The organism is Pseudomonas sp. B21-054 (genome assembly GCF_026016345.1).
GTDB lineage: Bacteria > Pseudomonadota > Gammaproteobacteria > Pseudomonadales > Pseudomonadaceae > Aquipseudomonas.
Map to the genome: position 1 here is coordinate 6167529 of NZ_CP087204.1, position 19091 is coordinate 6186619.

Annotated in this window: 15 protein-coding genes, 2 tRNA genes and 3 rRNA genes; 9 read left to right on the plus strand and 11 right to left on the minus strand. The window is 56.4% G+C overall.

Annotated features, from left to right (window positions below; all coding sequences use genetic code 11):
• Window positions 1-44: 44 nt before the first annotated feature.
• The 6 genes from rrf to tyrS form a co-directional block, all read right to left on the minus strand.
• A 5S ribosomal RNA gene (gene rrf, locus LOY70_RS26860) occupies window positions 45-160 on the minus strand.
• A 149-nt stretch (window positions 161-309) separates the two neighbouring features.
• Window positions 310-3201, minus strand: a 23S ribosomal RNA gene (locus LOY70_RS26865).
• Between the two features lie 246 nt (window positions 3202-3447).
• A tRNA-Ala gene (locus LOY70_RS26870) sits at window positions 3448-3523 on the minus strand.
• 10 nt (window positions 3524-3533) lie between these two features.
• Window positions 3534-3610, minus strand: a tRNA-Ile gene (locus LOY70_RS26875).
• A 123-nt stretch (window positions 3611-3733) separates the two neighbouring features.
• Window positions 3734-5270, minus strand: a 16S ribosomal RNA gene (locus LOY70_RS26880).
• Together the 16S, 23S and 5S rRNA genes with 2 tRNA genes alongside form the textbook arrangement of a ribosomal RNA operon.
• 561 nt (window positions 5271-5831) lie before the next feature.
• Window positions 5832-7031: a tyrosine--tRNA ligase gene (gene tyrS / locus LOY70_RS26885; protein ID WP_092443198.1), complete on the minus strand. Its 1200-nt coding sequence runs from the start codon at window positions 7029-7031 to the stop codon at window positions 5832-5834.
• Between the two features lie 211 nt (window positions 7032-7242).
• On the opposite strand from tyrS, the gene LOY70_RS26890 reads away from it, so the two are divergent.
• Window positions 7243-8658 carry a peptidoglycan DD-metalloendopeptidase family protein gene (locus tag LOY70_RS26890; RefSeq protein ID WP_265031438.1) on the plus strand — a complete coding sequence of 472 codons (1416 nt, stop codon included), beginning with the start codon at window positions 7243-7245 and terminating at the stop codon, window positions 8656-8658.
• Between the two features lie 3 nt (window positions 8659-8661).
• Window positions 8662-9753 (plus strand): anhydro-N-acetylmuramic acid kinase, encoded by a 1092-nt coding sequence (locus tag LOY70_RS26895; RefSeq protein ID WP_265031440.1) that lies wholly within the window; start codon window positions 8662-8664, stop codon window positions 9751-9753.
• Window positions 9754-9824: 71 nt separating this feature from the next.
• On the opposite strand, the gene erpA is transcribed toward LOY70_RS26895, so the two are convergent.
• Window positions 9825-10175 carry an iron-sulfur cluster insertion protein ErpA gene (erpA, locus tag LOY70_RS26900; protein ID WP_123343855.1) on the minus strand — a complete coding sequence of 117 codons (351 nt, stop codon included), beginning with the start codon at window positions 10173-10175 and terminating at the stop codon, window positions 9825-9827.
• Between the two features lie 154 nt (window positions 10176-10329).
• Window positions 10330-11364 (minus strand): N-acetyl-gamma-glutamyl-phosphate reductase, encoded by a 1035-nt coding sequence (gene argC / locus LOY70_RS26905; protein ID WP_265031443.1) that lies wholly within the window; start codon window positions 11362-11364, stop codon window positions 10330-10332.
• Window positions 11365-11498: 134 nt separating this feature from the next.
• Here argC and hemJ point away from each other — a divergent pair, with 134 nt between their 5' ends.
• The 6 genes from hemJ to coq7 all read left to right on the plus strand — a co-directional run bounded on the left by hemJ (window position 11499) and on the right by coq7 (window position 15970).
• Entirely contained in the window at window positions 11499-11930 is a 432-nt protein-coding gene (gene hemJ, locus LOY70_RS26910) for a protoporphyrinogen oxidase HemJ (protein WP_265031445.1), read from the plus strand.
• A 36-nt stretch (window positions 11931-11966) separates the two neighbouring features.
• Window positions 11967-12935 (plus strand): NAD(P)H-dependent flavin oxidoreductase, encoded by a 969-nt coding sequence (locus LOY70_RS26915; protein ID WP_265031446.1) that lies wholly within the window; start codon window positions 11967-11969, stop codon window positions 12933-12935.
• A gap of 60 nt (window positions 12936-12995) precedes the next feature.
• Entirely contained in the window at window positions 12996-13973 is a 978-nt protein-coding gene (locus tag LOY70_RS26920) for a DUF805 domain-containing protein (RefSeq protein WP_265031448.1), read from the plus strand.
• A gap of 62 nt (window positions 13974-14035) precedes the next feature.
• A complete protein-coding gene (locus LOY70_RS26925; RefSeq protein ID WP_265031450.1) occupies window positions 14036-14824 on the plus strand; it encodes an SDR family NAD(P)-dependent oxidoreductase in 789 nt (262 codons plus the stop codon).
• An 82-nt stretch (window positions 14825-14906) separates the two neighbouring features.
• Complete coding sequence (locus tag LOY70_RS26930) at window positions 14907-15245, plus strand: histidine triad nucleotide-binding protein (RefSeq protein WP_123343850.1); 339 nt, start codon at window positions 14907-14909, stop codon at window positions 15243-15245.
• A gap of 77 nt (window positions 15246-15322) precedes the next feature.
• A complete protein-coding gene (coq7, locus tag LOY70_RS26935) occupies window positions 15323-15970 on the plus strand; it encodes a 2-polyprenyl-3-methyl-6-methoxy-1,4-benzoquinone monooxygenase (protein ID WP_123343849.1) in 648 nt (215 codons plus the stop codon).
• A gap of 90 nt (window positions 15971-16060) precedes the next feature.
• Here coq7 and speD read toward each other — a convergent pair whose 3' ends face one another.
• Together speD and LOY70_RS26945 are read right to left on the minus strand one after the other, a co-directional pair.
• Window positions 16061-16855, minus strand: a complete 795-nt coding sequence (gene speD, locus LOY70_RS26940; RefSeq protein ID WP_265031453.1) for an adenosylmethionine decarboxylase — start codon at window positions 16853-16855, stop codon at window positions 16061-16063.
• A 240-nt stretch (window positions 16856-17095) separates the two neighbouring features.
• Complete coding sequence (locus tag LOY70_RS26945; protein WP_003206127.1) at window positions 17096-17518, minus strand: OsmC family protein; 423 nt, start codon at window positions 17516-17518, stop codon at window positions 17096-17098.
• A 229-nt stretch (window positions 17519-17747) separates the two neighbouring features.
• Between LOY70_RS26945 and crp the strand changes: the two genes are divergently transcribed.
• Complete coding sequence (gene crp / locus LOY70_RS26950; RefSeq protein ID WP_265031455.1) at window positions 17748-18392, plus strand: cAMP-activated global transcriptional regulator CRP; 645 nt, start codon at window positions 17748-17750, stop codon at window positions 18390-18392.
• Here crp and LOY70_RS26955 read toward each other — a convergent pair.
• Window positions 18389-19090 (minus strand): biotin/lipoate A/B protein ligase family protein, encoded by a 702-nt coding sequence (locus LOY70_RS26955; RefSeq protein ID WP_265031457.1) that lies wholly within the window; start codon window positions 19088-19090, stop codon window positions 18389-18391. The two genes, crp and LOY70_RS26955, sit on opposite strands and share 4 nt — an antisense overlap.
• Window position 19091: the final 1 nt, after the last annotated feature.

Here is a 19091-nt window from a genome sequence, read left to right on the forward strand (position 1 = left end):
CAAAACCCCTACCTGCATCAGCAGATAGGGGTTTTGGAATTTAATCTTGACGATGACCTACTCTCACATGGGGAAACCCCACACTACCATCGGCGATGCATCGTTTCACTGCTGAGTTCGGGATGGGATCAGGTGGTTCCAATGCTCTATGGTCGTCAAGAAATTCGGTAGCCAGCGCGTGCCTTGCGGTCACGTTCCAGCGAATGGGTATGCGATAGGTGGGTGTTTGTGAGCAGCGTTGAACTTTCGGTTCATGTCGTCTTCACACACCGCAATCTGGCCTTTCGACTCAAATTGCTTGGGTGTTATATGGTCAAGCCTCACGGGCAATTAGTACAGGTTAGCTCAACGCCTCACAGCGCTTACACACCCTGCCTATCAACGTCGTAGTCTTCGACGGCCCTTCAGGGGACTCAAGGTCCCAGTGAGATCTCATCTTGAGGCAAGTTTCCCGCTTAGATGCTTTCAGCGGTTATCTTTCCCGAACATAGCTACCCGGCAATGCCACTGGCGTGACAACCGGAACACCAGAGGTTCGTCCACTCCGGTCCTCTCGTACTAGGAGCAGCCCCTCTCAAATCTCAAACGTCCACGGCAGATAGGGACCGAACTGTCTCACGACGTTCTAAACCCAGCTCGCGTACCACTTTAAATGGCGAACAGCCATACCCTTGGGACCGGCTTCAGCCCCAGGATGTGATGAGCCGACATCGAGGTGCCAAACACCGCCGTCGATATGAACTCTTGGGCGGTATCAGCCTGTTATCCCCGGAGTACCTTTTATCCGTTGAGCGATGGCCCTTCCATACAGAACCACCGGATCACTAAGACCTACTTTCGTACCTGCTCGACGTGTCTGTCTCGCAGTCAAGCGCGCTTTTGCCTTTATACTCTACGACCGATTTCCGACCGGTCTGAGCGCACCTTCGTACTCCTCCGTTACTCTTTAGGAGGAGACCGCCCCAGTCAAACTACCCACCATACACTGTCCTCGATCCGGATAACGGACCTGAGTTAGAACCTCAAAGTTGCCAGGGTGGTATTTCAAGGTTGGCTCCACGCGAACTGGCGTCCACGCTTCAAAGCCTCCCACCTATCCTACACAAGCAAATTCAAAGTCCAGTGCAAAGCTATAGTAAAGGTTCACGGGGTCTTTCCGTCTAGCCGCGGATACACTGCATCTTCACAGCGATTTCAATTTCACTGAGTCTCGGGTGGAGACAGCGCCGCCATCGTTACGCCATTCGTGCAGGTCGGAACTTACCCGACAAGGAATTTCGCTACCTTAGGACCGTTATAGTTACGGCCGCCGTTTACCGGGGCTTCGATCAAGAGCTTCGCGTTAGCTAACCCCATCAATTAACCTTCCGGCACCGGGCAGGCGTCACACCCTATACGTCCACTTTCGTGTTTGCAGAGTGCTGTGTTTTTAATAAACAGTCGCAGCGGCCTGGTATCTTCGACCGGCATGAGCTTACGGAGCAAGTCCTTCACCCTCACCGGCGCACCTTCTCCCGAAGTTACGGTGCCATTTTGCCTAGTTCCTTCACCCGAGTTCTCTCAAGCGCCTTGGTATTCTCTACCCAACCACCTGTGTCGGTTTGGGGTACGGTTCCTGGTTACCTGAAGCTTAGAAGCTTTTCTTGGAAGCATGGCATCAACCACTTCGTCACCCAGAGGGTAACTCGTCATCAGCTCTCGGCCTTAGAATCCCGGATTTACCTAAGATTCCAGCCTACCACCTTAAACTTGGACAACCAACGCCAAGCTGGCCTAGCCTTCTCCGTCCCTCCATCGCAATAACCAGAAGTACAGGAATATTAACCTGTTTTCCATCGACTACGCTTTTCAGCCTCGCCTTAGGGACCGACTAACCCTGCGTCGATTAACGTTGCGCAGGAAACCTTGGTCTTTCGGCGTGGGTGTTTTTCACACCCATTGTCGTTACTCATGTCAGCATTCGCACTTCTGATACCTCCAGCAAGCTTCTCAACTCACCTTCACAGGCTTACAGAACGCTCCTCTACCGCATCACCTAAGTGATACCCGTAGCTTCGGTGTATGGTTTGAGCCCCGTTACATCTTCCGCGCAGGCCGACTCGACTAGTGAGCTATTACGCTTTCTTTAAAGGGTGGCTGCTTCTAAGCCAACCTCCTAGCTGTCTAAGCCTTCCCACATCGTTTCCCACTTAACCATAACTTTGGGACCTTAGCTGACGGTCTGGGTTGTTTCCCTTTTCACGACGGACGTTAGCACCCGCCGTGTGTCTCCCATGCTCGGCACTTGTAGGTATTCGGAGTTTGCATCGGTTTGGTAAGTCGGGATGACCCCCTAGCCGAAACAGTGCTCTACCCCCTACAGTGATACATGAGGCGCTACCTAAATAGCTTTCGAGGAGAACCAGCTATCTCCGAGCTTGATTAGCCTTTCACTCCGATCCACAGGTCATCCGCTAACTTTTCAACGGTAGTCGGTTCGGTCCTCCAGTTAGTGTTACCCAACCTTCAACCTGCCCATGGATAGATCGCCCGGTTTCGGGTCTATTCCCAGCGACTAGACGCCCTATTAAGACTCGCTTTCGCTACGCCTCCCCTATTCGGTTAAGCTCGCCACTGAAAATAAGTCGCTGACCCATTATACAAAAGGTACGCAGTCACCCAACAAAGTGGGCTCCCACTGCTTGTACGCATACGGTTTCAGGATCTATTTCACTCCCCTCTCCGGGGTTCTTTTCGCCTTTCCCTCACGGTACTAGTTCACTATCGGTCAGTCAGTAGTATTTAGCCTTGGAGGATGGTCCCCCCATATTCAGACAAAGTTTCTCGTGCTCCGTCCTACTCGATTTCACTTCTAAGATCCTTTCGCGTACAGGGCTATCACCCACTATGGCCGCACTTTCCAGAGCGTTCCGCTAAAATCAAAGAAGCTTAAGGGCTAGTCCCCGTTCGCTCGCCACTACTAAGGGAATCTCGGTTGATTTCTTTTCCTCAGGGTACTTAGATGTTTCAGTTCCCCTGGTTCGCTTCTTGCACCTATGTATTCAGTACAAGATAACCATCTTATGATGGCTGGGTTCCCCCATTCAGACATCTCCGGATCAAAGTCTGTTTGCCGACTCCCCGAAGCTTTTCGCAGGCTACCACGTCTTTCATCGCCTCTGACTGCCAAGGCATCCACCGTATGCGCTTCTTCACTTGACCATATAACCCCAAGCAATCTGGTTATACTGTGAAGACGACATTCGCCGAAAATTCGTACGCTTGCTCACTTAAGAGCAACTCACAAATTTTACCTTAGCCTGAGCCGTTACCAGTGAAAGTAACGTCCAGTCTATCTTTCTATCACATACCCAAATTTTTAAAGAACGATCTAATCAAAAGACTAGAAATCAACATTCAGGCACCGTGTGGTGGAATGCTCATTTCTAAGCTTTCAGAAGCAGTTTATGGTGGAGCCAAGCGGGATCGAACCGCTGACCTCCTGCGTGCAAGGCAGGCGCTCTCCCAGCTGAGCTATGGCCCCATAACAAAATTGGTGGGTCTGGGCAGATTCGAACTGCCGACCTCACCCTTATCAGGGGTGCGCTCTAACCAACTGAGCTACAGACCCAATTTCGAGCTTGTAACTGTTAGCTATGAGCTATCAGCTTGGAGCTTAAAGCTGCTTCTATCGTCTTCTTCAATGAATCAAGCAATTCGTGTGGGAGCTCATGGAGCAGCTGCGGTCGTCGATTAAGGAGGTGATCCAGCCGCAGGTTCCCCTACGGCTACCTTGTTACGACTTCACCCCAGTCATGAATCACACCGTGGTAACCGTCCTCCCGAAGGTTAGACTAGCTACTTCTGGTGCAACCCACTCCCATGGTGTGACGGGCGGTGTGTACAAGGCCCGGGAACGTATTCACCGCGACATTCTGATTCGCGATTACTAGCGATTCCGACTTCACGCAGTCGAGTTGCAGACTGCGATCCGGACTACGATCGGTTTTGTGGGATTAGCTCCACCTCGCGGCTTGGCAACCCTCTGTACCGACCATTGTAGCACGTGTGTAGCCCAGGCCGTAAGGGCCATGATGACTTGACGTCATCCCCACCTTCCTCCGGTTTGTCACCGGCAGTCTCCTTAGAGTGCCCACCATAACGCGCTGGTAACTAAGGACAAGGGTTGCGCTCGTTACGGGACTTAACCCAACATCTCACGACACGAGCTGACGACAGCCATGCAGCACCTGTCTCAATGTTCCCGAAGGCACCAATCTATCTCTAGAAAGTTCATTGGATGTCAAGGCCTGGTAAGGTTCTTCGCGTTGCTTCGAATTAAACCACATGCTCCACCGCTTGTGCGGGCCCCCGTCAATTCATTTGAGTTTTAACCTTGCGGCCGTACTCCCCAGGCGGTCAACTTAATGCGTTAGCTGCGCCACTAAGAGCTCAAGGCTCCCAACGGCTAGTTGACATCGTTTACGGCGTGGACTACCAGGGTATCTAATCCTGTTTGCTCCCCACGCTTTCGCACCTCAGTGTCAGTATCAGTCCAGGTGGTCGCCTTCGCCACTGGTGTTCCTTCCTATATCTACGCATTTCACCGCTACACAGGAAATTCCACCACCCTCTACCATACTCTAGCTTGTCAGTTTTGAATGCAGTTCCCAGGTTGAGCCCGGGGATTTCACATCCAACTTAACAAACCACCTACGCGCGCTTTACGCCCAGTAATTCCGATTAACGCTTGCACCCTCTGTATTACCGCGGCTGCTGGCACAGAGTTAGCCGGTGCTTATTCTGTCGGTAACGTCAAGACAGTTACGTATTAAGCAACTGCCCTTCCTCCCAACTTAAAGTGCTTTACAATCCGAAGACCTTCTTCACACACGCGGCATGGCTGGATCAGGCTTTCGCCCATTGTCCAATATTCCCCACTGCTGCCTCCCGTAGGAGTCTGGACCGTGTCTCAGTTCCAGTGTGACTGATCATCCTCTCAGACCAGTTACGGATCGTCGCCTTGGTGAGCCATTACCCCACCAACTAGCTAATCCGACCTAGGCTCATCTGATAGCGCAAGGCCCGAAGGTCCCCTGCTTTCTCCCGTAGGACGTATGCGGTATTAGCGTCCGTTTCCGAGCGTTATCCCCCACTACCAGGCAGATTCCTAGGCATTACTCACCCGTCCGCCGCTCTCAAGAGAAGCAAGCTTCTCTCTACCGCTCGACTTGCATGTGTTAGGCCTGCCGCCAGCGTTCAATCTGAGCCATGATCAAACTCTTCAGTTCAAACATCTTTGGGTTTTGAGAAAACCCTAAACTTGGCTCAGCAATCGTTGGTTACATCTTTGATTTCTCGCGGAGTAACTTGTGATGCTGATAATCTGTTGACTAGCAGTCTGACCCCACAAGCACCCACACGAATTGCTTGATTCAGTTGTTAAAGAGCGGTGGGTTGAGCCTTTCGTCTCAACCGAGGCGCGCATTCTACAGCGCCCGATGTATCTGTCAAGCGGTTATTTTCAGAAGTTTTCAAAGTTTCGCTTGGGAAACATCAACAACTTCAACCACTTGCGCTTCCGATCTCTCGTTAGCGGGAGGCGAATTCTACAGCGTTACTCGCTGCTGTCAACACCTCTTTTTCTCCGCTTTCGACCGAGAAGATCGAATCGTCAATAAGGCCAAACAAACCACCTTATCAACTGCTTCCCAGGCTTCGATGAACTGAAGCCCGACACTTTCAAAACAAGGATAACTCATTGAATATCAAGGAGTTTTCCGTTTCGACTGCGCCGGAAGTGGGGCGAATTATAGACGTCCAGAATCTGCCGTCAACAGCTATTTTCAGCTTTATTCGGATTTCAGCGTAATACGCGCGAAAGCCTTTTTACCGGCCTGGCATACATGGGTGGAACCCAGCTCATATATATAGGCGCGATCCACAACCTCACCATCTATACGCACACCGCCGGAACCCAGGAGGTCTCGCGCTACCGCCGCGTTCTTGACCAGGCCCGCCTTATTAAGGACAGCCGCGATCGGCATATCCTCGGTTGCTGTCAGCTCGATCTCTGGCAGATCGTCCGGCAGCTCACCATCCTTCATACGATTACCTGCCGCACGGTGAGCGTTAGCCGCAGCCTCTTCACCATGGAAACGAGCGACGATTTCTTCGGCCAGCTTGATCTTGATGTCCCGCGGATTAGCTCCAGCCTCAACATCCGCACGGAATGCATTGATCTCATCCATGGAGCGGAAGCTCAACAGCTCGAAGTAACGCCACATCAGCACATCCGGAATGGAAACCAGCTTGCTGTACATAACGCCTGGCGCCTCTTGAATGCCAACGTAGTTGCCCAACGACTTGGACATCTTCTTCACACCGTCCAACCCCTCCAGCAACGGCATGGTCAGGATGCACTGAGCCTCCTGGCCATAACCGCGCTGCAGCTCACGCCCCATCAACAGGTTGAACTTCTGGTCGGTGCCGCCGAGCTCAACGTCCGCTCGCAACGCGACCGAGTCATAACCCTGCACAAGCGGGTAGAGAAACTCATGAATGGCGATTGGCTGATTGGTTGTATAGCGCTTGTCGAAGTCATCGCGCTCAAGCATACGAGCCACGGTGTACTGGGAAGTCAGGCGAATGAAATCCGCCGGCCCCATCTGGTCCATCCAAGTGGAGTTGAACGCCACTTCGGTCTTGGCCGGATCAAGGATCTTGAAGACTTGAGTCTTGTAGGTCTCGGCGTTATCGAGAACCTGCTCGCGGGTCAGCGGCGGACGGGTAGCACTCTTGCCACTCGGATCACCGATCATCCCAGTGAAGTCACCTATAAGGAAGATGACCTGGTGCCCCAGATCCTGGAACTGGCGCAGCTTATTAATAAGCACGGTGTGACCCAAGTGCAGATCAGGTGCCGTCGGGTCGAAACCAGCCTTGATACGCAGCGGCTGCCCGCGCTTGAGCTTTTCGATCAGCTCGGACTCGACCAACAGTTCTTCCGCACCACGTTTGATCAGCGCTAGCTGCTCTTCAACCGACTTCATAACAGACCCGCAAGGCTCAGATTCAAAGGGACCCAACCATACAAGAACGCACACCAAATACAAGGTTTGCCCGGCGCGAGGACGCCAATCCACAGACAGAGCGTCCGCGGGCTTGCTTCGGAGGGGATTTGGTTATATTTTATACAGTTATTTCATCTTCATCATGTCATTCATCTTTTCCAATTCATCTTTTCAAAAGTCAAAATTACCTATGACCACAGAACCGTCTAAAGCGCCGCCGCTTTACCCAAAGACCCACCTGCTTGCCGCCAGTGGCATCGCAGCCCTTCTTAGCCTGGCGCTCCTGGTGTTCCCCTCCAGCGATGTCGAAGCCAAAAAGACGACTCTGAGTCTTGAACTGGAAAGCCCTGCTGAACAACTGACACAAGATCAAGACGCTGCCGAAGCCGTTCAAGCCACAAACGAACCGGCCGCCTCCCCTTTCGCGCAGATTGAAAACAGCCCTGAAGACACCACCGAGGCCGCCCAGGCAGAACCTCCGGCTGTAGAAGAAAAGAAAGGACCGGACCACCGCGAGGTCATTGTCGCCAAAGGCGATACGCTCTCCACCCTCTTCGAAAAGGTGGGGCTGCCCTCGACTTCGGTTCACGAAATCCTGGCCAGCGACAAGCAAGCCAAACAATTTACCCAACTGCAGCGCGGCCAGAAACTCGAATTCGAACTCAATCCCGACGGACAGCTGACCAACCTGCACACCAAGTTGAGTGACCTGGAAAGCATCACCCTGACTAAGAATGCCCAGGGTTATGTATTCAATCGAGTGACCGCCAAACCCACCGTGCGTTCGGCGTACGTCCATGGCGTGATCAACAGCTCACTGTCGCAGTCAGCCGCCCGCGCCGGCCTTTCCCATAGCCTGACCATGGACATGGCCAGCGTGTTTGGCTACGACATCGACTTCGCCCAGGATATTCGCCAGGGCGACGAGTTCGATATCATCTACGAACAGAAAGTGGTCAACGGAAAGAGCATCGGCAACGGTCCCATCCTTTCCGCGCGCTTCACCAACCGTGGCAAGACCTACACCGCAGTTCGCTACACCAACAAACAAGGCAACAGCAGCTACTACACTGCCGATGGCAACAGCATGCGCAAGGCTTTCATCCGTACGCCGGTTGATTTCGCCCGCATCAGCTCGAAGTTCTCCGCAGGCCGCAAGCACCCGATCCTGAACAAAATCCGCGCCCATAAAGGCGTCGACTACGCAGCGCCCCGTGGCACGCCAATCAAGGCTGCCGGCGACGGCAAAGTATTGCTGGCCGGGCGCCGCGGCGGTTATGGCAACACCGTGATTATCCAGCACGGCAACACCTACCGCACGCTGTACGGCCATATGCAGGGCTTCGCCAAAGGCGTGAAGACTGGCGGCAGTGTCAAGCAAGGCCAGGTCATCGGATATATCGGCACCACCGGCCTGTCCACCGGCCCGCACTTGCACTATGAATTCCAGGTCAACGGTGTCCACGTCGACCCGCTGGGCCAGAAACTGCCGATGGCCGACCCGATCGCCAAGTCCGAACGCGCGCGTTTCCTGGCCCAAAGCCAACCCTTGATGGCTCGCATGGATCAAGAGAAAGCCACCCTGCTGGCTTCGAGCAAGCGCTGAGCCATGGCGTTCTATATCGGTGTGATGTCCGGGACCAGCCTGGATGGCCTGGATATCGCACTGATCGAACTGACCCCGGCCATCAAGCTGATCGCCACACACTACATCCCTATGCCCACCTCCCTGCGCACCGAATTGCTCGGCTTGTGCAGCAGCGGGCCCGATGAGATCGCCCGTTCCGCCATTGCCCAGCAAAACTGGGTAGAGCTGGCGGCCCAGGGCATCCATACCCTGCTCAATGAACAGAAACTCAAGCCTGAAGACGTCACGGCGATTGGCAGCCATGGCCAGACCATTCGCCATGAGCCGGCTCGCGGCTTTACCGTGCAGATAGGCAATCCAGCGCTGCTGAGTGAGTTGACCGGCATCACCATTGTCAGCGACTTCCGCAGCCGTGACGTCGCGGCAGGCGGGCAAGGCGCCCCTCTCGTTCCGGCCTTTCACGAAGCACTGTTCGAAGAACGAGTCGGCAATCGTGCGGTACTGAATGTCGGCGGTTTCAGCAATCTCAGCCTGATTGAGCCCGCAAAGCCGGTAGCCGGTTTCGATTGTGGCCCCGGCAACGTATTGCTCGACGCCTGGATATACCAGCAACGGGGCGAGCATTTCGATCGCGACGGCCAATGGGCCGCCAGCGGGACAGTCGAACCGGCTCTGCTCAAGGAGCTGCTCAGCGACCCCTTCTTTGTCACCAAAGGACCGAAGAGCACCGGACGAGAAGTATTCAACTTGTCTTGGCTGACCCAGCACCTGTCACGCCTGCCAGCCTTCCCGGCTGAAAACGTGCAGGCAACGCTGCTCGAGCTGACAGCCCTGACTATCGTCGAATCACTGCAAAACGCCCAGGCACAGACCCAGGAGTTGCTGGTCTGCGGTGGTGGCGCGCACAACCAGACGCTCATGAAGCGCCTGGCCGAATTACTGCCGGACGCCAAAGTCAGCAGCACGGCCGCCTACGGCGTGGATCCGGATTGGGTCGAAGCCATGGCCTTCGCCTGGCTGGCCCATTGCTGTCTGGCAGGTATTCCAGCCAATCGCCCAAGTGTCACGGGTGCCCGCGGCTTACGCGTACTCGGCGCCATTTATCCCGCCTGACCAGAATCCTGGACAACAAAACGCCGCAGCGCTGTCAGGCACTGCGGCGTTTTGTTTGAAGACTGAAGCGATCAGATCGAGAATGAAGAACCGCAACCGCAAGTGGTGGTGGCATTCGGGTTCTTGATCACGAAACGCGACCCTTCCAAACCTTCCTGGTAATCCACCTCGGCACCCGCCAGGTACTGGAAGCTCATCGGATCGACCACCAGGCTGACGCCTTCGCGCTCGACGATGGTGTCATCGTCGGCCACTTCCTCATCGAAAGTAAAACCGTACTGAAAACCAGAACAACCGCCGCCCGTTACAAATACGCGCAGCTTCAAACGATCATTGCCCTCTTCATCGACCAGGCTCTTCACCTTGTGCGCGGCACCGTGGGTGAATTGCAAAGCCATGGGGGTGAAGGTTTCGACGCTCATGCTGAATATCTCCCGGCGCTTACGCCGCCATAATGCGTGATGGCGGCATTATCCGCTTCTCCTAGAAAATCGGTCAACTATTTGAGGAGCAGCGGCAAGCTACAAGTTAAAAGCTGCAAGCTTGTAGCTTAAAGCTTGCAGCTTTTAACTGCCGTTAAGGCAACATCCCCGCATGGGACAGGCCCAACCGCTCATCCAGGCCGAACAGTATGTTCAGGTTCTGCACCGCCTGGCCCGAGGCGCCCTTGACCAGGTTGTCGATGACCGACAACACCACCACCAGATCCCCGTCTTGCGGGCGATGCACGGCGATCCGGCAGACGTTCGCACCGCGCACGCTACGGGTTTCCGGATGGCTGCCGGCTGGCATTACGTCGACGAACGGTTCGTTGGCGTAACGCTTTTCGAACAGTGCCTGCAGGTCCACCGAGCGATCGACGACGGTTGCGTAAAGCGTCGAGTGAATGCCACGGATCATCGGGGTCAGGTGCGGCACGAAAGTCAGGCCGACTTCCCTGCCCGCGGCCCGACGCAGTCCCTGGCGGATTTCCGGCAGGTGACGGTGCCCCTTGACCGCGTACGCCTTCATGCTTTCCGACGTCTCGGAGTACAGCGAACCGACACTGGCACCGCGTCCAGCGCCGCTGACACCGGATTTGCAGTCAGCGATCAAACGCGAAGTATCGGCAAGACCGGCCTCGAGCAGAGGCAAGAAGCCCAGCTGCGTTGCAGTCGGATAGCAACCCGGTACCGCGATCAGCCGGGCCTGCTTGATTTTCTCCCGATTGACTTCCGGCAATCCGTATACAGCCTCGTCGAGCAGCTCCGGCGCCCCATGGGGCTGGCCATACCATTTCGCCCATTCGTCGGCGTCCTGCAGGCGGAAGTCTGCCGACAGGTCGATGACCTTGGTCCCGGCGGCCAGCAGCTCACCAGCCAGCGCGTGGGCGACACCATGGGGCGTGGCGAAAAACACCACGTCGCAAGCACCGAGGGTCTTAACGTCCGGAACGCTGAACGCCAGGCCGTCGTAGTGCCCTCGCAGGTTCGGATACATGTCGGCAACGGCCAGGCCGGCCTCGGATCGGGAGGTAATGACCACCACCTCAGCTTGCGGATGCTGTGCCAACAGACGCAGCAATTCGACACCGGTGTAACCCGTGCCGCCGACGATACCGACCTTGACCATAAACCTGCCCTCAACGAACCCACTGGAAAGCCGTCGATGATAGGGGCCGCGGGACGCGGCGACAACCGCCAAGGTGACGTGTGGGCGCTCTAACCTCTACTATCGAGTCACCGTGAATCTGGGAATAACTAAAAATGCTCTATCTGTGGCTCAAAGCACTTCACATCGTCAGCATGGTCTGCTGGTTCGCCGGCCTGTTCTATCTGCCTCGCCTGTTTGTCTATCACGCCCAAAGCGAAGACAGCGTCAGCAAAGAACGTTTCAGCATCATGGAGCGCAAGTTGTATCGCGGCATCATGGGCCCGGCGATGGTCGCCACCCTGGTGTTCGGCATCTGGCTGCTCAGCCTCAACGCCAGCGCCTACTTCACCCAAGGCGGCTGGATGCACGCCAAGCTGACCCTGGTCGTACTGTTGATCGGTTATCACCATATGTGCGGCGCCCAAGTAAAGCGCTTCGCCCGTGGCGAAAATACCCGCAGCCACGTCTTTTATCGCTGGTTCAATGAAGTGCCGGTCCTGATATTGCTGGCTATCGTAATTCTGGTCGTGGTTCGGCCGTTCTAACTTCCAATCGGCACTACTTAACCCGGGGTACTTCCAATGTCGCTGCCCGCTCTGCTCGAACAACGTTTGCGCCTGCCCGTCGTGGCGGCGCCGATGTTCCTGATTTCCAACCCACAGCTGGTGCTGGCTTGCTGTCGCAACGGCATTGTCGGCAGCTTCCCCGCGTTGAACCAGCGCGAGAGCAGTGGCTTCAAGGCCTGGCTGGAAGAAATCGAGGCCGGGCTGGCGGCACTGGAAAACCCGGCGCCCTACGCCGTCAACCTGATCGTCCACCACAGTAACCCGCGGCTTCAGGCCGACCTGGCCATCTGCATCGAACATAAGGTGCCGATTGTCATCACTAGCCTTGGCGCAGTGAAAGAACTGGTGGACGCCGTTCACAGCTACGGCGGCCTGGTGTTCCACGACGTCACCACACGGCGTCATGGGGAAAAAGCCGCCGAGGCCGGTGTCGATGGTCTGATCGCCGTTGCCGCCGGCGCAGGTGGGCACGCCGGAACCTGGAGCCCATTCTCGCTGGTCGCCGAGATCCGGCAGTTCTTCGACAAAACCGTTCTACTTGCGGGATGCCTGAACCACGGTCATCAGATTCTGGCCGCACAGCTGCTCGGTGCGGATTTGGCCTACTTCGGTACACGCTTTATCGGCACCACCGAAAGCCATGCGCCTGACGCTTATAAAGAGATGTTGCTCACATCCCGAGCCGCAGACATCGTGCATACTCCTGCAGTGTCTGGGGTACCGGCCAGTTTCATGCGCCAGAGCCTGGAAAACGCCGGCTTCGACCTGGCCGCCCTGCAGGGCAAAGGCGAGGTGGATGCCGGTTCGAAACTCAAGCCGTTGAACGACGAAGCCAAGGCCTGGAAAACCGTATGGTCCGCAGGCCAAGGCGTGGGTGAAATCCACGATTTGCCAAGCGTCGACCAATTGGTGGCACGCCTGGATGAAGAATACCGTCAGGCGCAGGCCCGGGCGGCACAGCTTGGGGGGCAATGGCCCCGCTGAGCAGACCTGAACTGACCTGATAACAACAAACACTTAACCTTAGAGACAAGGATGCCGGGCATGAGCGAAACCCGTTTCAACATCGTATTCGACGGAGCCCTGATGCCAGGCGTCGATACCACCACCGCCAAACTCAACCTCGCCGAGCTGTTCAAAAGCGATGTCAGCGCTATTGAACGACTGTTCAGCGGTCGTAAGGTAGCCCTTAAAAGCAACCTGTCCCAGAGCGAAGCACAGAAGTACCTCGAAGCGCTCAACAAGAGCGGGATCGATGCACGAATCGAAGCCGAGCCTGCTCTCCATCTGAACCTCGGCGAGGTACAGGAATCGCTCCACCCATCGGACGGACGCCACCCGGACGCCATCATCGACCCCGCATCGCCATACGCGCCGCCTCGGGCGCAAGTCGGTGAAGCAGTGGCCGGATACAGCACACTCAAGCCCTTCAGTTTCGAGGGGCGTATCGGGCGGCTGCGGTTCCTGGCCTGGACCATGGTCTTGACGCTGGTGATGCTGCCGGTGATCGGCGTGGCATTCTGGTTCAGCCTGTCATGGCTCATCGCGTCCAACTCACTGGCTGCAATGATTGTCGGCGGGCTGGCAGGGGTGGCCATCGCGCTCGCCTTTGCCTTTGTGAGCCTCCAGTTCAACGTCCAGCGGCTGCATGACCTTGGCTGGTCCGGGTGGCTGTGGCTGCTCAACCTGGTGCCGTTCGTAGGCAGCCTCTTCCCGTTCGTGCTCATGTGCATGCCTGGCAATACCGGCGCGAATCGCTATGGCGCGCCACCGCCGCCCAACAGCACGGCGGTCAAGGTACTTTCATCGCTGTGGGTCGTCATGATCGTCCTGATCATCGCCGCGGCAGTGGGCGGGGCGTTCAGCGATATCGGAGACGAATACAGCAACTCTGTGAGCAACTTTGAAAACAGCGAGTCGAGCGAATATCAAAGCAGCGACGACACCAATGTCGAACCTGCTGCCGAAGCAGCAGAGGCGGCCTCACCTTCTGTAGACTATGAGGAAGAAGAGGAACAATAAGCGCGCTTCGTGTCAGTGACAGCCCAGTCCACTGGCGGCGGGCTGTTGTGATGGAGAACTGCATGACCCGTTACGCACTGATCACTGGCGCCTCCGGTGGCCTCGGCCTGGCCATGGCCGAGGCACTGGCCCGGCGCGGTCGCAACCTGATACTGGTGGCTCGACAACGTGATCGGCTGGAAAGTATTGCAACAGAACTGACGCAACGGTTTGGCGTAGAGGTGTTGTTCCGGGCTTGTGACCTGGGAGAGCCCCTGCGGCTTTCAGGTTTCTTGCTGGAGCTGGAGGAAGGCGAACGCCAGATCGACTTGCTGGTCAACTGCGCCGGCATTGGCACCAGTGGCCCGTTCCTGGGCCAGGACTGGATGACCGAACAGGACCTGATCGAACTCAATATCCTTGCCCTGACACGCCTCTGTCACGCGATAGGCAATAGCATGGCGCTGCAGGGTGGCGGACAAATCCTCAATGTCGCATCGATCGCCGCCTTCCAACCCGGCCCCTGGATGAGTACCTACCACGCCAGCAAGGCCTATGTACTGCACTTCTCCGAAGCCCTGCGGGTCGAACTCAAGAAATGCGCGATCAAGGTATCGGTGCTTTGCCCTGGCCCGATCCGCACCGGTTTTTTCGCCAGGGCCCAGCTTGATGAGCAGAAGTTCATCGATAACAAACGCCTGATGAGCCCGGAGGAAGTTGCGCTGTATGCGGTGCGTGGGCTGGACAGAAACCGGGCCATCATCATTCCCGGGCGGCGCAATCGCTGGCTCGCCGCGTTGCCGCGATTGGGGTCGCGGTGGCTGGTACGGACGATCGCCGGCATGGTCAACAAGACCTACTGCCCGCGTTGAATAACCTTTTGAAGCTAAAACCCAGGCTCGTCAGCCGCCCTTTCATTACACTCGAGCTCGACTAATCCAACGGAGAACAGCTGTGGATACCCTGTTTACCAAGATCATCAACCGGGAGATTCCGGCCAAGATCATCTACGAGGATGACCAGGTCCTGGCCTTCCACGACATCGCCCCACAGGCCCCGGTGCACTTTCTGGTCATTCCGAAGAAACCGATCCGCACACTCAATGATCTGACTGAGGAAGATAAAGGGCTGGCCGGGCACATTCTGTTCACTGCCCAGCGCCTGGCCAAGGAGCAAGGGTGTGAAGACGGTTTCCGTGTGGTGATGAACTGCAATGAACTCGGCGGGCAAACCGTCTATCACATTCATATGCACGTGCTTGGGCAGCGCCAGATGCACTGGCCGCCGGGCTGATAGCCCTGACCCAACGCAAATTTTCAGCGGCCGATTGGTTTAAACTGGCCGCTGTGATTTTTCCTCCGGAGATAAGCATGACTACCCAACGTCACTACTCGCCGATTGACCGCCTGCTGCTGCAAGCCGATACCGCGATGCGTACGCTGCTGCCCTTCAGTGGCCAGCCGTACCGTCCATCACCGGCTATCGTGCAGCCGGACGCGCAACTGAGTGACGAACAGACCCGCCATGTCGCTGGACTGATGCGCATTAACCACACCGGCGAAGTCTGCGCCCAGGCGCTGTATCAAGGGCAGGCGCTGACAGCCAAGCTGCCGCAGGTGCGTGAGGCGATGGAGCATGCCGCCGAGGAAGAAGTCGACCACCTGGTCTGGTGCGAGCAGCGCATTCGCCAGTTGGGCAGTCATACCAGCGTCCTGAACCCATTGTTCTATGGGATGTCATTCGGTATCGGGGCGGTGGCCGGACTGATCAGTGACAAAGTCAGCCTCGGTTTCGTGGCGGCGACCGAGCATCAGGTGTGCAAGCACTTGAATGAGCACTTGGAGCAATTGCCAGCCGAGGATGAAAAGTCCCGGGCGATTCTGGAGCAGATGCGCGAGGACGAGGAGCACCATGCCGAAAGCGCCCTGGAGGCCGGTGGTTTTCGTTTTCCGGCGCCGGTGAAGTTTGGCATGAGCCTGTTGGCCAAGGTCATGACCAAGAGCACTTATCGGATCTAATAGCGAACGGGAGACAGGCTCAAGACAACATCGAGCTTGCACAAAAAAGGCGACTACCCACCGGTAGTCGCCTTTTTTATACCTGAAACTTCAGCGCGGCATGTTGCGTGCGTAGAAAATTTCCAGCATTTCGTGTTTTACACGCTCTTCCACCTGCTCACGCTGTTCAGTAGACAGGTTGCTGGTGGCATCACCGAACAGGTAGTTATCCAGTTCGAAGTCCTTGAGCAGCATTTTGGTGTGGAACAGGTTTTCCTGGTACACGTTGACGTCGGTCATCTGGTACGCGTCGCGAGTATCTTCGGACAGGTAGTTCTGAATCGAATTGATCTCGTGATCGATAAAGTGCTTGTGACCTTCAACGTCGCGGGTGAACCCACGCACGCGGTAATCCACGGTCACGATGTCCGAGTCGAACTGGTGAATCAGGAAGTTGAGCGCCTTGAGCGGTGAAATGACGCCACAGGTCGACACATCAATGTCCACACGGAACGTTGCGATACCGTCCACCGGATGTATTTCCGGGTAGGTATGTACCGTGATGTGACTCTTGTCGAGGTGGGCCAGGATGATTTCGGGCAACGGGCCCGGGGACTCTTCGATCTGGCTGTCGGTCGGTGTCACCGGCTCTTCCGAGATCAGAATGGTCACGCTGGCACCTTGGGGTTCATAGTCCTGACTGGCGATGTTCAGGATGTTGGCACCAATGATATCGACAACTTCCGTGAGGATCTGCGTGAGGCGCTTGGCGTTGTACTCTTTATTGATGTACTCGACGTAGGCCTGCTGGTCTTGCGGAGTTTCCGCATAGCAGATGTCATAGATGTTGAAGCTCAAGGTCTTTGTCAGGTTATTGAACCCATGGAGCTTGAGTTTGCTTTTCACCGTTTGAAAACTCTCTGTGTATTGCGGCCCGGCCGCGTGATCAAGCATGCCCGTCAGATGCGAACGACGCACCTGCGTAGGACGGTTAACACCTCTTCGCGATGGCGATTTTGGTTGTCTGTCCAGGCAAGCGACCGGTCGAGCGGACCGATCACTGCCCTGAAAAAAGTGGCGCATTATGCAGACGTCGGCTGCTGATCGCCAGAGCTTGCACTGCTTTTATGATGGTTGGATGTCGATTCAACCCAATTCGATGATTTCATAATCGTGGGTGATTTCAACGCCGGCAGCGCCGAGCATGATGGAAGCCGAGCAATATTTTTCGGCGGACAGCTCGATGGCACGCTTGACCTGGGCTTCCTTCAGGGCTCGCCCCTTTACCACAAAGTGCATGTGAATCTTGGTGAACACCTTAGGGTCTTCGGTAGCGCGCTCCGCTTCCAGGAAGGCTTCGCAACTTTCGACGGCCTGACGGGATTTCTTGAGGATGCTGACCACGTCGAAATTACTGCAACCGCCCACGCCCAGCAGGAGCATTTCCATTGGCCGAACCCCCAGGTTACGGCCACCCGCCTCCGGCGGACCGTCCATGACGACCACATGACCGCTGCCTGATTCGCCGAGGAACATGGCTTCGCCAGCCCATTGGATGCGTGCCTTCATCGCCAAGACTCCACTGTTAAAAAGGGGCGCCAGCTTAGCACAGCCCCTGTCATGACAGCCCCTGCCGTAGGACGCCTGACTGGCGTGCTGTAAGTAAATTCTCAAATCAACTGGGGATGCCTCTGTTAAGCTGGCCTCACTCGCTGGCGTATGGCCAGCTATCGCGATTGCCATCGCGCCCATAAAAAAACCAAACCACCACACTGCGCAGGTCTTTCGGGATACAACCATGGTTGCCATTACTCCCACGCTCAAGATCAAGAACCTCGACAAACTCCTGATGCACTGTCAGCGTCGCCGTTACCCAGCCAAGCACAACATCATTTGCGCGGGCGATCGCTCTGAGACACTGTTTTTCATCATCAAGGGATCGGTCACTATCCTGATCGAGGATGACGACGGTCGGGAAATGATCATCGCCTATCTCAACTCGGGGGATTTTTTCGGCGAACTGGGGTTGTTCGAACAGGCAGGCAAGGAGCAGGTGCGCAGTGCCTGGGTACGAACGAAGATCGAATGTGAGGTCGCGGAAATCAGCTACAGCAAATTCCGAGAACTGTCGGTGCAAGACCCGGACATTCTTTACGTTCTCAGCGGACAAATCGCACAGCGCCTGCGCAACACCACCCGCAAGGTGGGCGACCTGGCCTTCTTCGACGTCACCGGTCGCGTTGCCCGCTGCCTGCTGGAGTTGTGCAAACAACCGGATGCCATGACCCACCCGGACGGCATGCAGATCAAAGTAACCCGCCAGGAAATCGGCCGGATTGTCGGCTGCTCTCGGGAGATGGTCGGTCGGGTACTCAAGGACTTGGAGGAGCGCAACCTGGTCAGCGTCAAAGGCAAGACTATGGTGGTGTTCGGAACGCGTTAGGCCCCGGCGAGCGCGGCCGGCAATTGCCGGTATAACGCCTCGAGCCGCTCCAGCGCGTGAGGGGCCGGGAATTTTTCATGCAAGGCAATGTGGCTCTCGGCACGCACTCGCTGCGCCAGGCCGCAGGCCTCATTGAAGCGATTGACCGCAGCGACCATGGACTCGCGTTCGTTGTCCAGCAACAGCGCACCGTGTACCAGGCCTACCGGGCGCTGGCCGCCCTTGCTCTGGCGCCAGCGCTGAGCGGTACCGACCATTTTTCGACCGTCGAGATTGACGTTGAATCGCCCGTCGCAAAACGCGCCCTCCACCTCCCCCAGCGAAGCCAGCCCACCCAACTCATCCAGCAGCTGACAGATGGGGTCGCACAACCGGCGATACGCGGTTTCGATCCGACCATGATCGCCTTCACTGCGCGGTGGCGCGTAGACCAGGGCGATATTGACGGTGGCGGCTGATTGAGGCACCGGTTCACCACCGGTTTCCCGCAACAGCACGGGCCAGCCGTTGGCGGCCGAGACTTCACAGGCGTGGTCAAACCCCGGCAAGCGACTCAAGCGACGCGGCATGACCAACGCACGGTCATGGGGCTGCCAGAACAACAGGCCGAACTCGGCATCGCCGGCACAGATGCTGGCCAGCAAGTCCTGTTCGGCTTGCAGGCCGGCTTCGACGGTCAGGGAAATCACGGGCGACATC

What these genes read in the sequence shown, in the direction of transcription:
- crp (WP_265031455.1), top strand. Translation starts at nt 17,748, where the DNA reads ATGGTTGCCATTACTCCCACGCTCAAGATCAAGAACCTCGACAAACTC.
- LOY70_RS26915 (WP_265031446.1), top strand. Translation starts at nt 11,967, where the DNA reads ATGTCGCTGCCCGCTCTGCTCGAACAACGTTTGCGCCTGCCCGTCGTG.
- LOY70_RS26955 (WP_265031457.1), bottom strand. Translation starts at nt 19,090, where the DNA reads ATGTCGCCCGTGATTTCCCTGACCGTCGAAGCCGGCCTGCAAGCCGAA.
- LOY70_RS26945 (WP_003206127.1), bottom strand. Translation starts at nt 17,518, where the DNA reads ATGAAGGCACGCATCCAATGGGCTGGCGAAGCCATGTTCCTCGGCGAA.
- LOY70_RS26920 (WP_265031448.1), top strand. Translation starts at nt 12,996, where the DNA reads ATGAGCGAAACCCGTTTCAACATCGTATTCGACGGAGCCCTGATGCCA.
- argC (WP_265031443.1), bottom strand. Translation starts at nt 11,364, where the DNA reads ATGGTCAAGGTCGGTATCGTCGGCGGCACGGGTTACACCGGTGTCGAA.
- tyrS (WP_092443198.1), bottom strand. Translation starts at nt 7,031, where the DNA reads ATGAAGTCGGTTGAAGAGCAGCTAGCGCTGATCAAACGTGGTGCGGAA.
- LOY70_RS26925 (WP_265031450.1), top strand. Translation starts at nt 14,036, where the DNA reads ATGACCCGTTACGCACTGATCACTGGCGCCTCCGGTGGCCTCGGCCTG.
- LOY70_RS26890 (WP_265031438.1), top strand. Translation starts at nt 7,243, where the DNA reads ATGACCACAGAACCGTCTAAAGCGCCGCCGCTTTACCCAAAGACCCAC.
- erpA (WP_123343855.1), bottom strand. Translation starts at nt 10,175, where the DNA reads ATGAGCGTCGAAACCTTCACCCCCATGGCTTTGCAATTCACCCACGGT.
- hemJ (WP_265031445.1), top strand. Translation starts at nt 11,499, where the DNA reads ATGCTCTATCTGTGGCTCAAAGCACTTCACATCGTCAGCATGGTCTGC.
- coq7 (WP_123343849.1), top strand. Translation starts at nt 15,323, where the DNA reads ATGACTACCCAACGTCACTACTCGCCGATTGACCGCCTGCTGCTGCAA.
- LOY70_RS26895 (WP_265031440.1), top strand. Translation starts at nt 8,662, where the DNA reads ATGGCGTTCTATATCGGTGTGATGTCCGGGACCAGCCTGGATGGCCTG.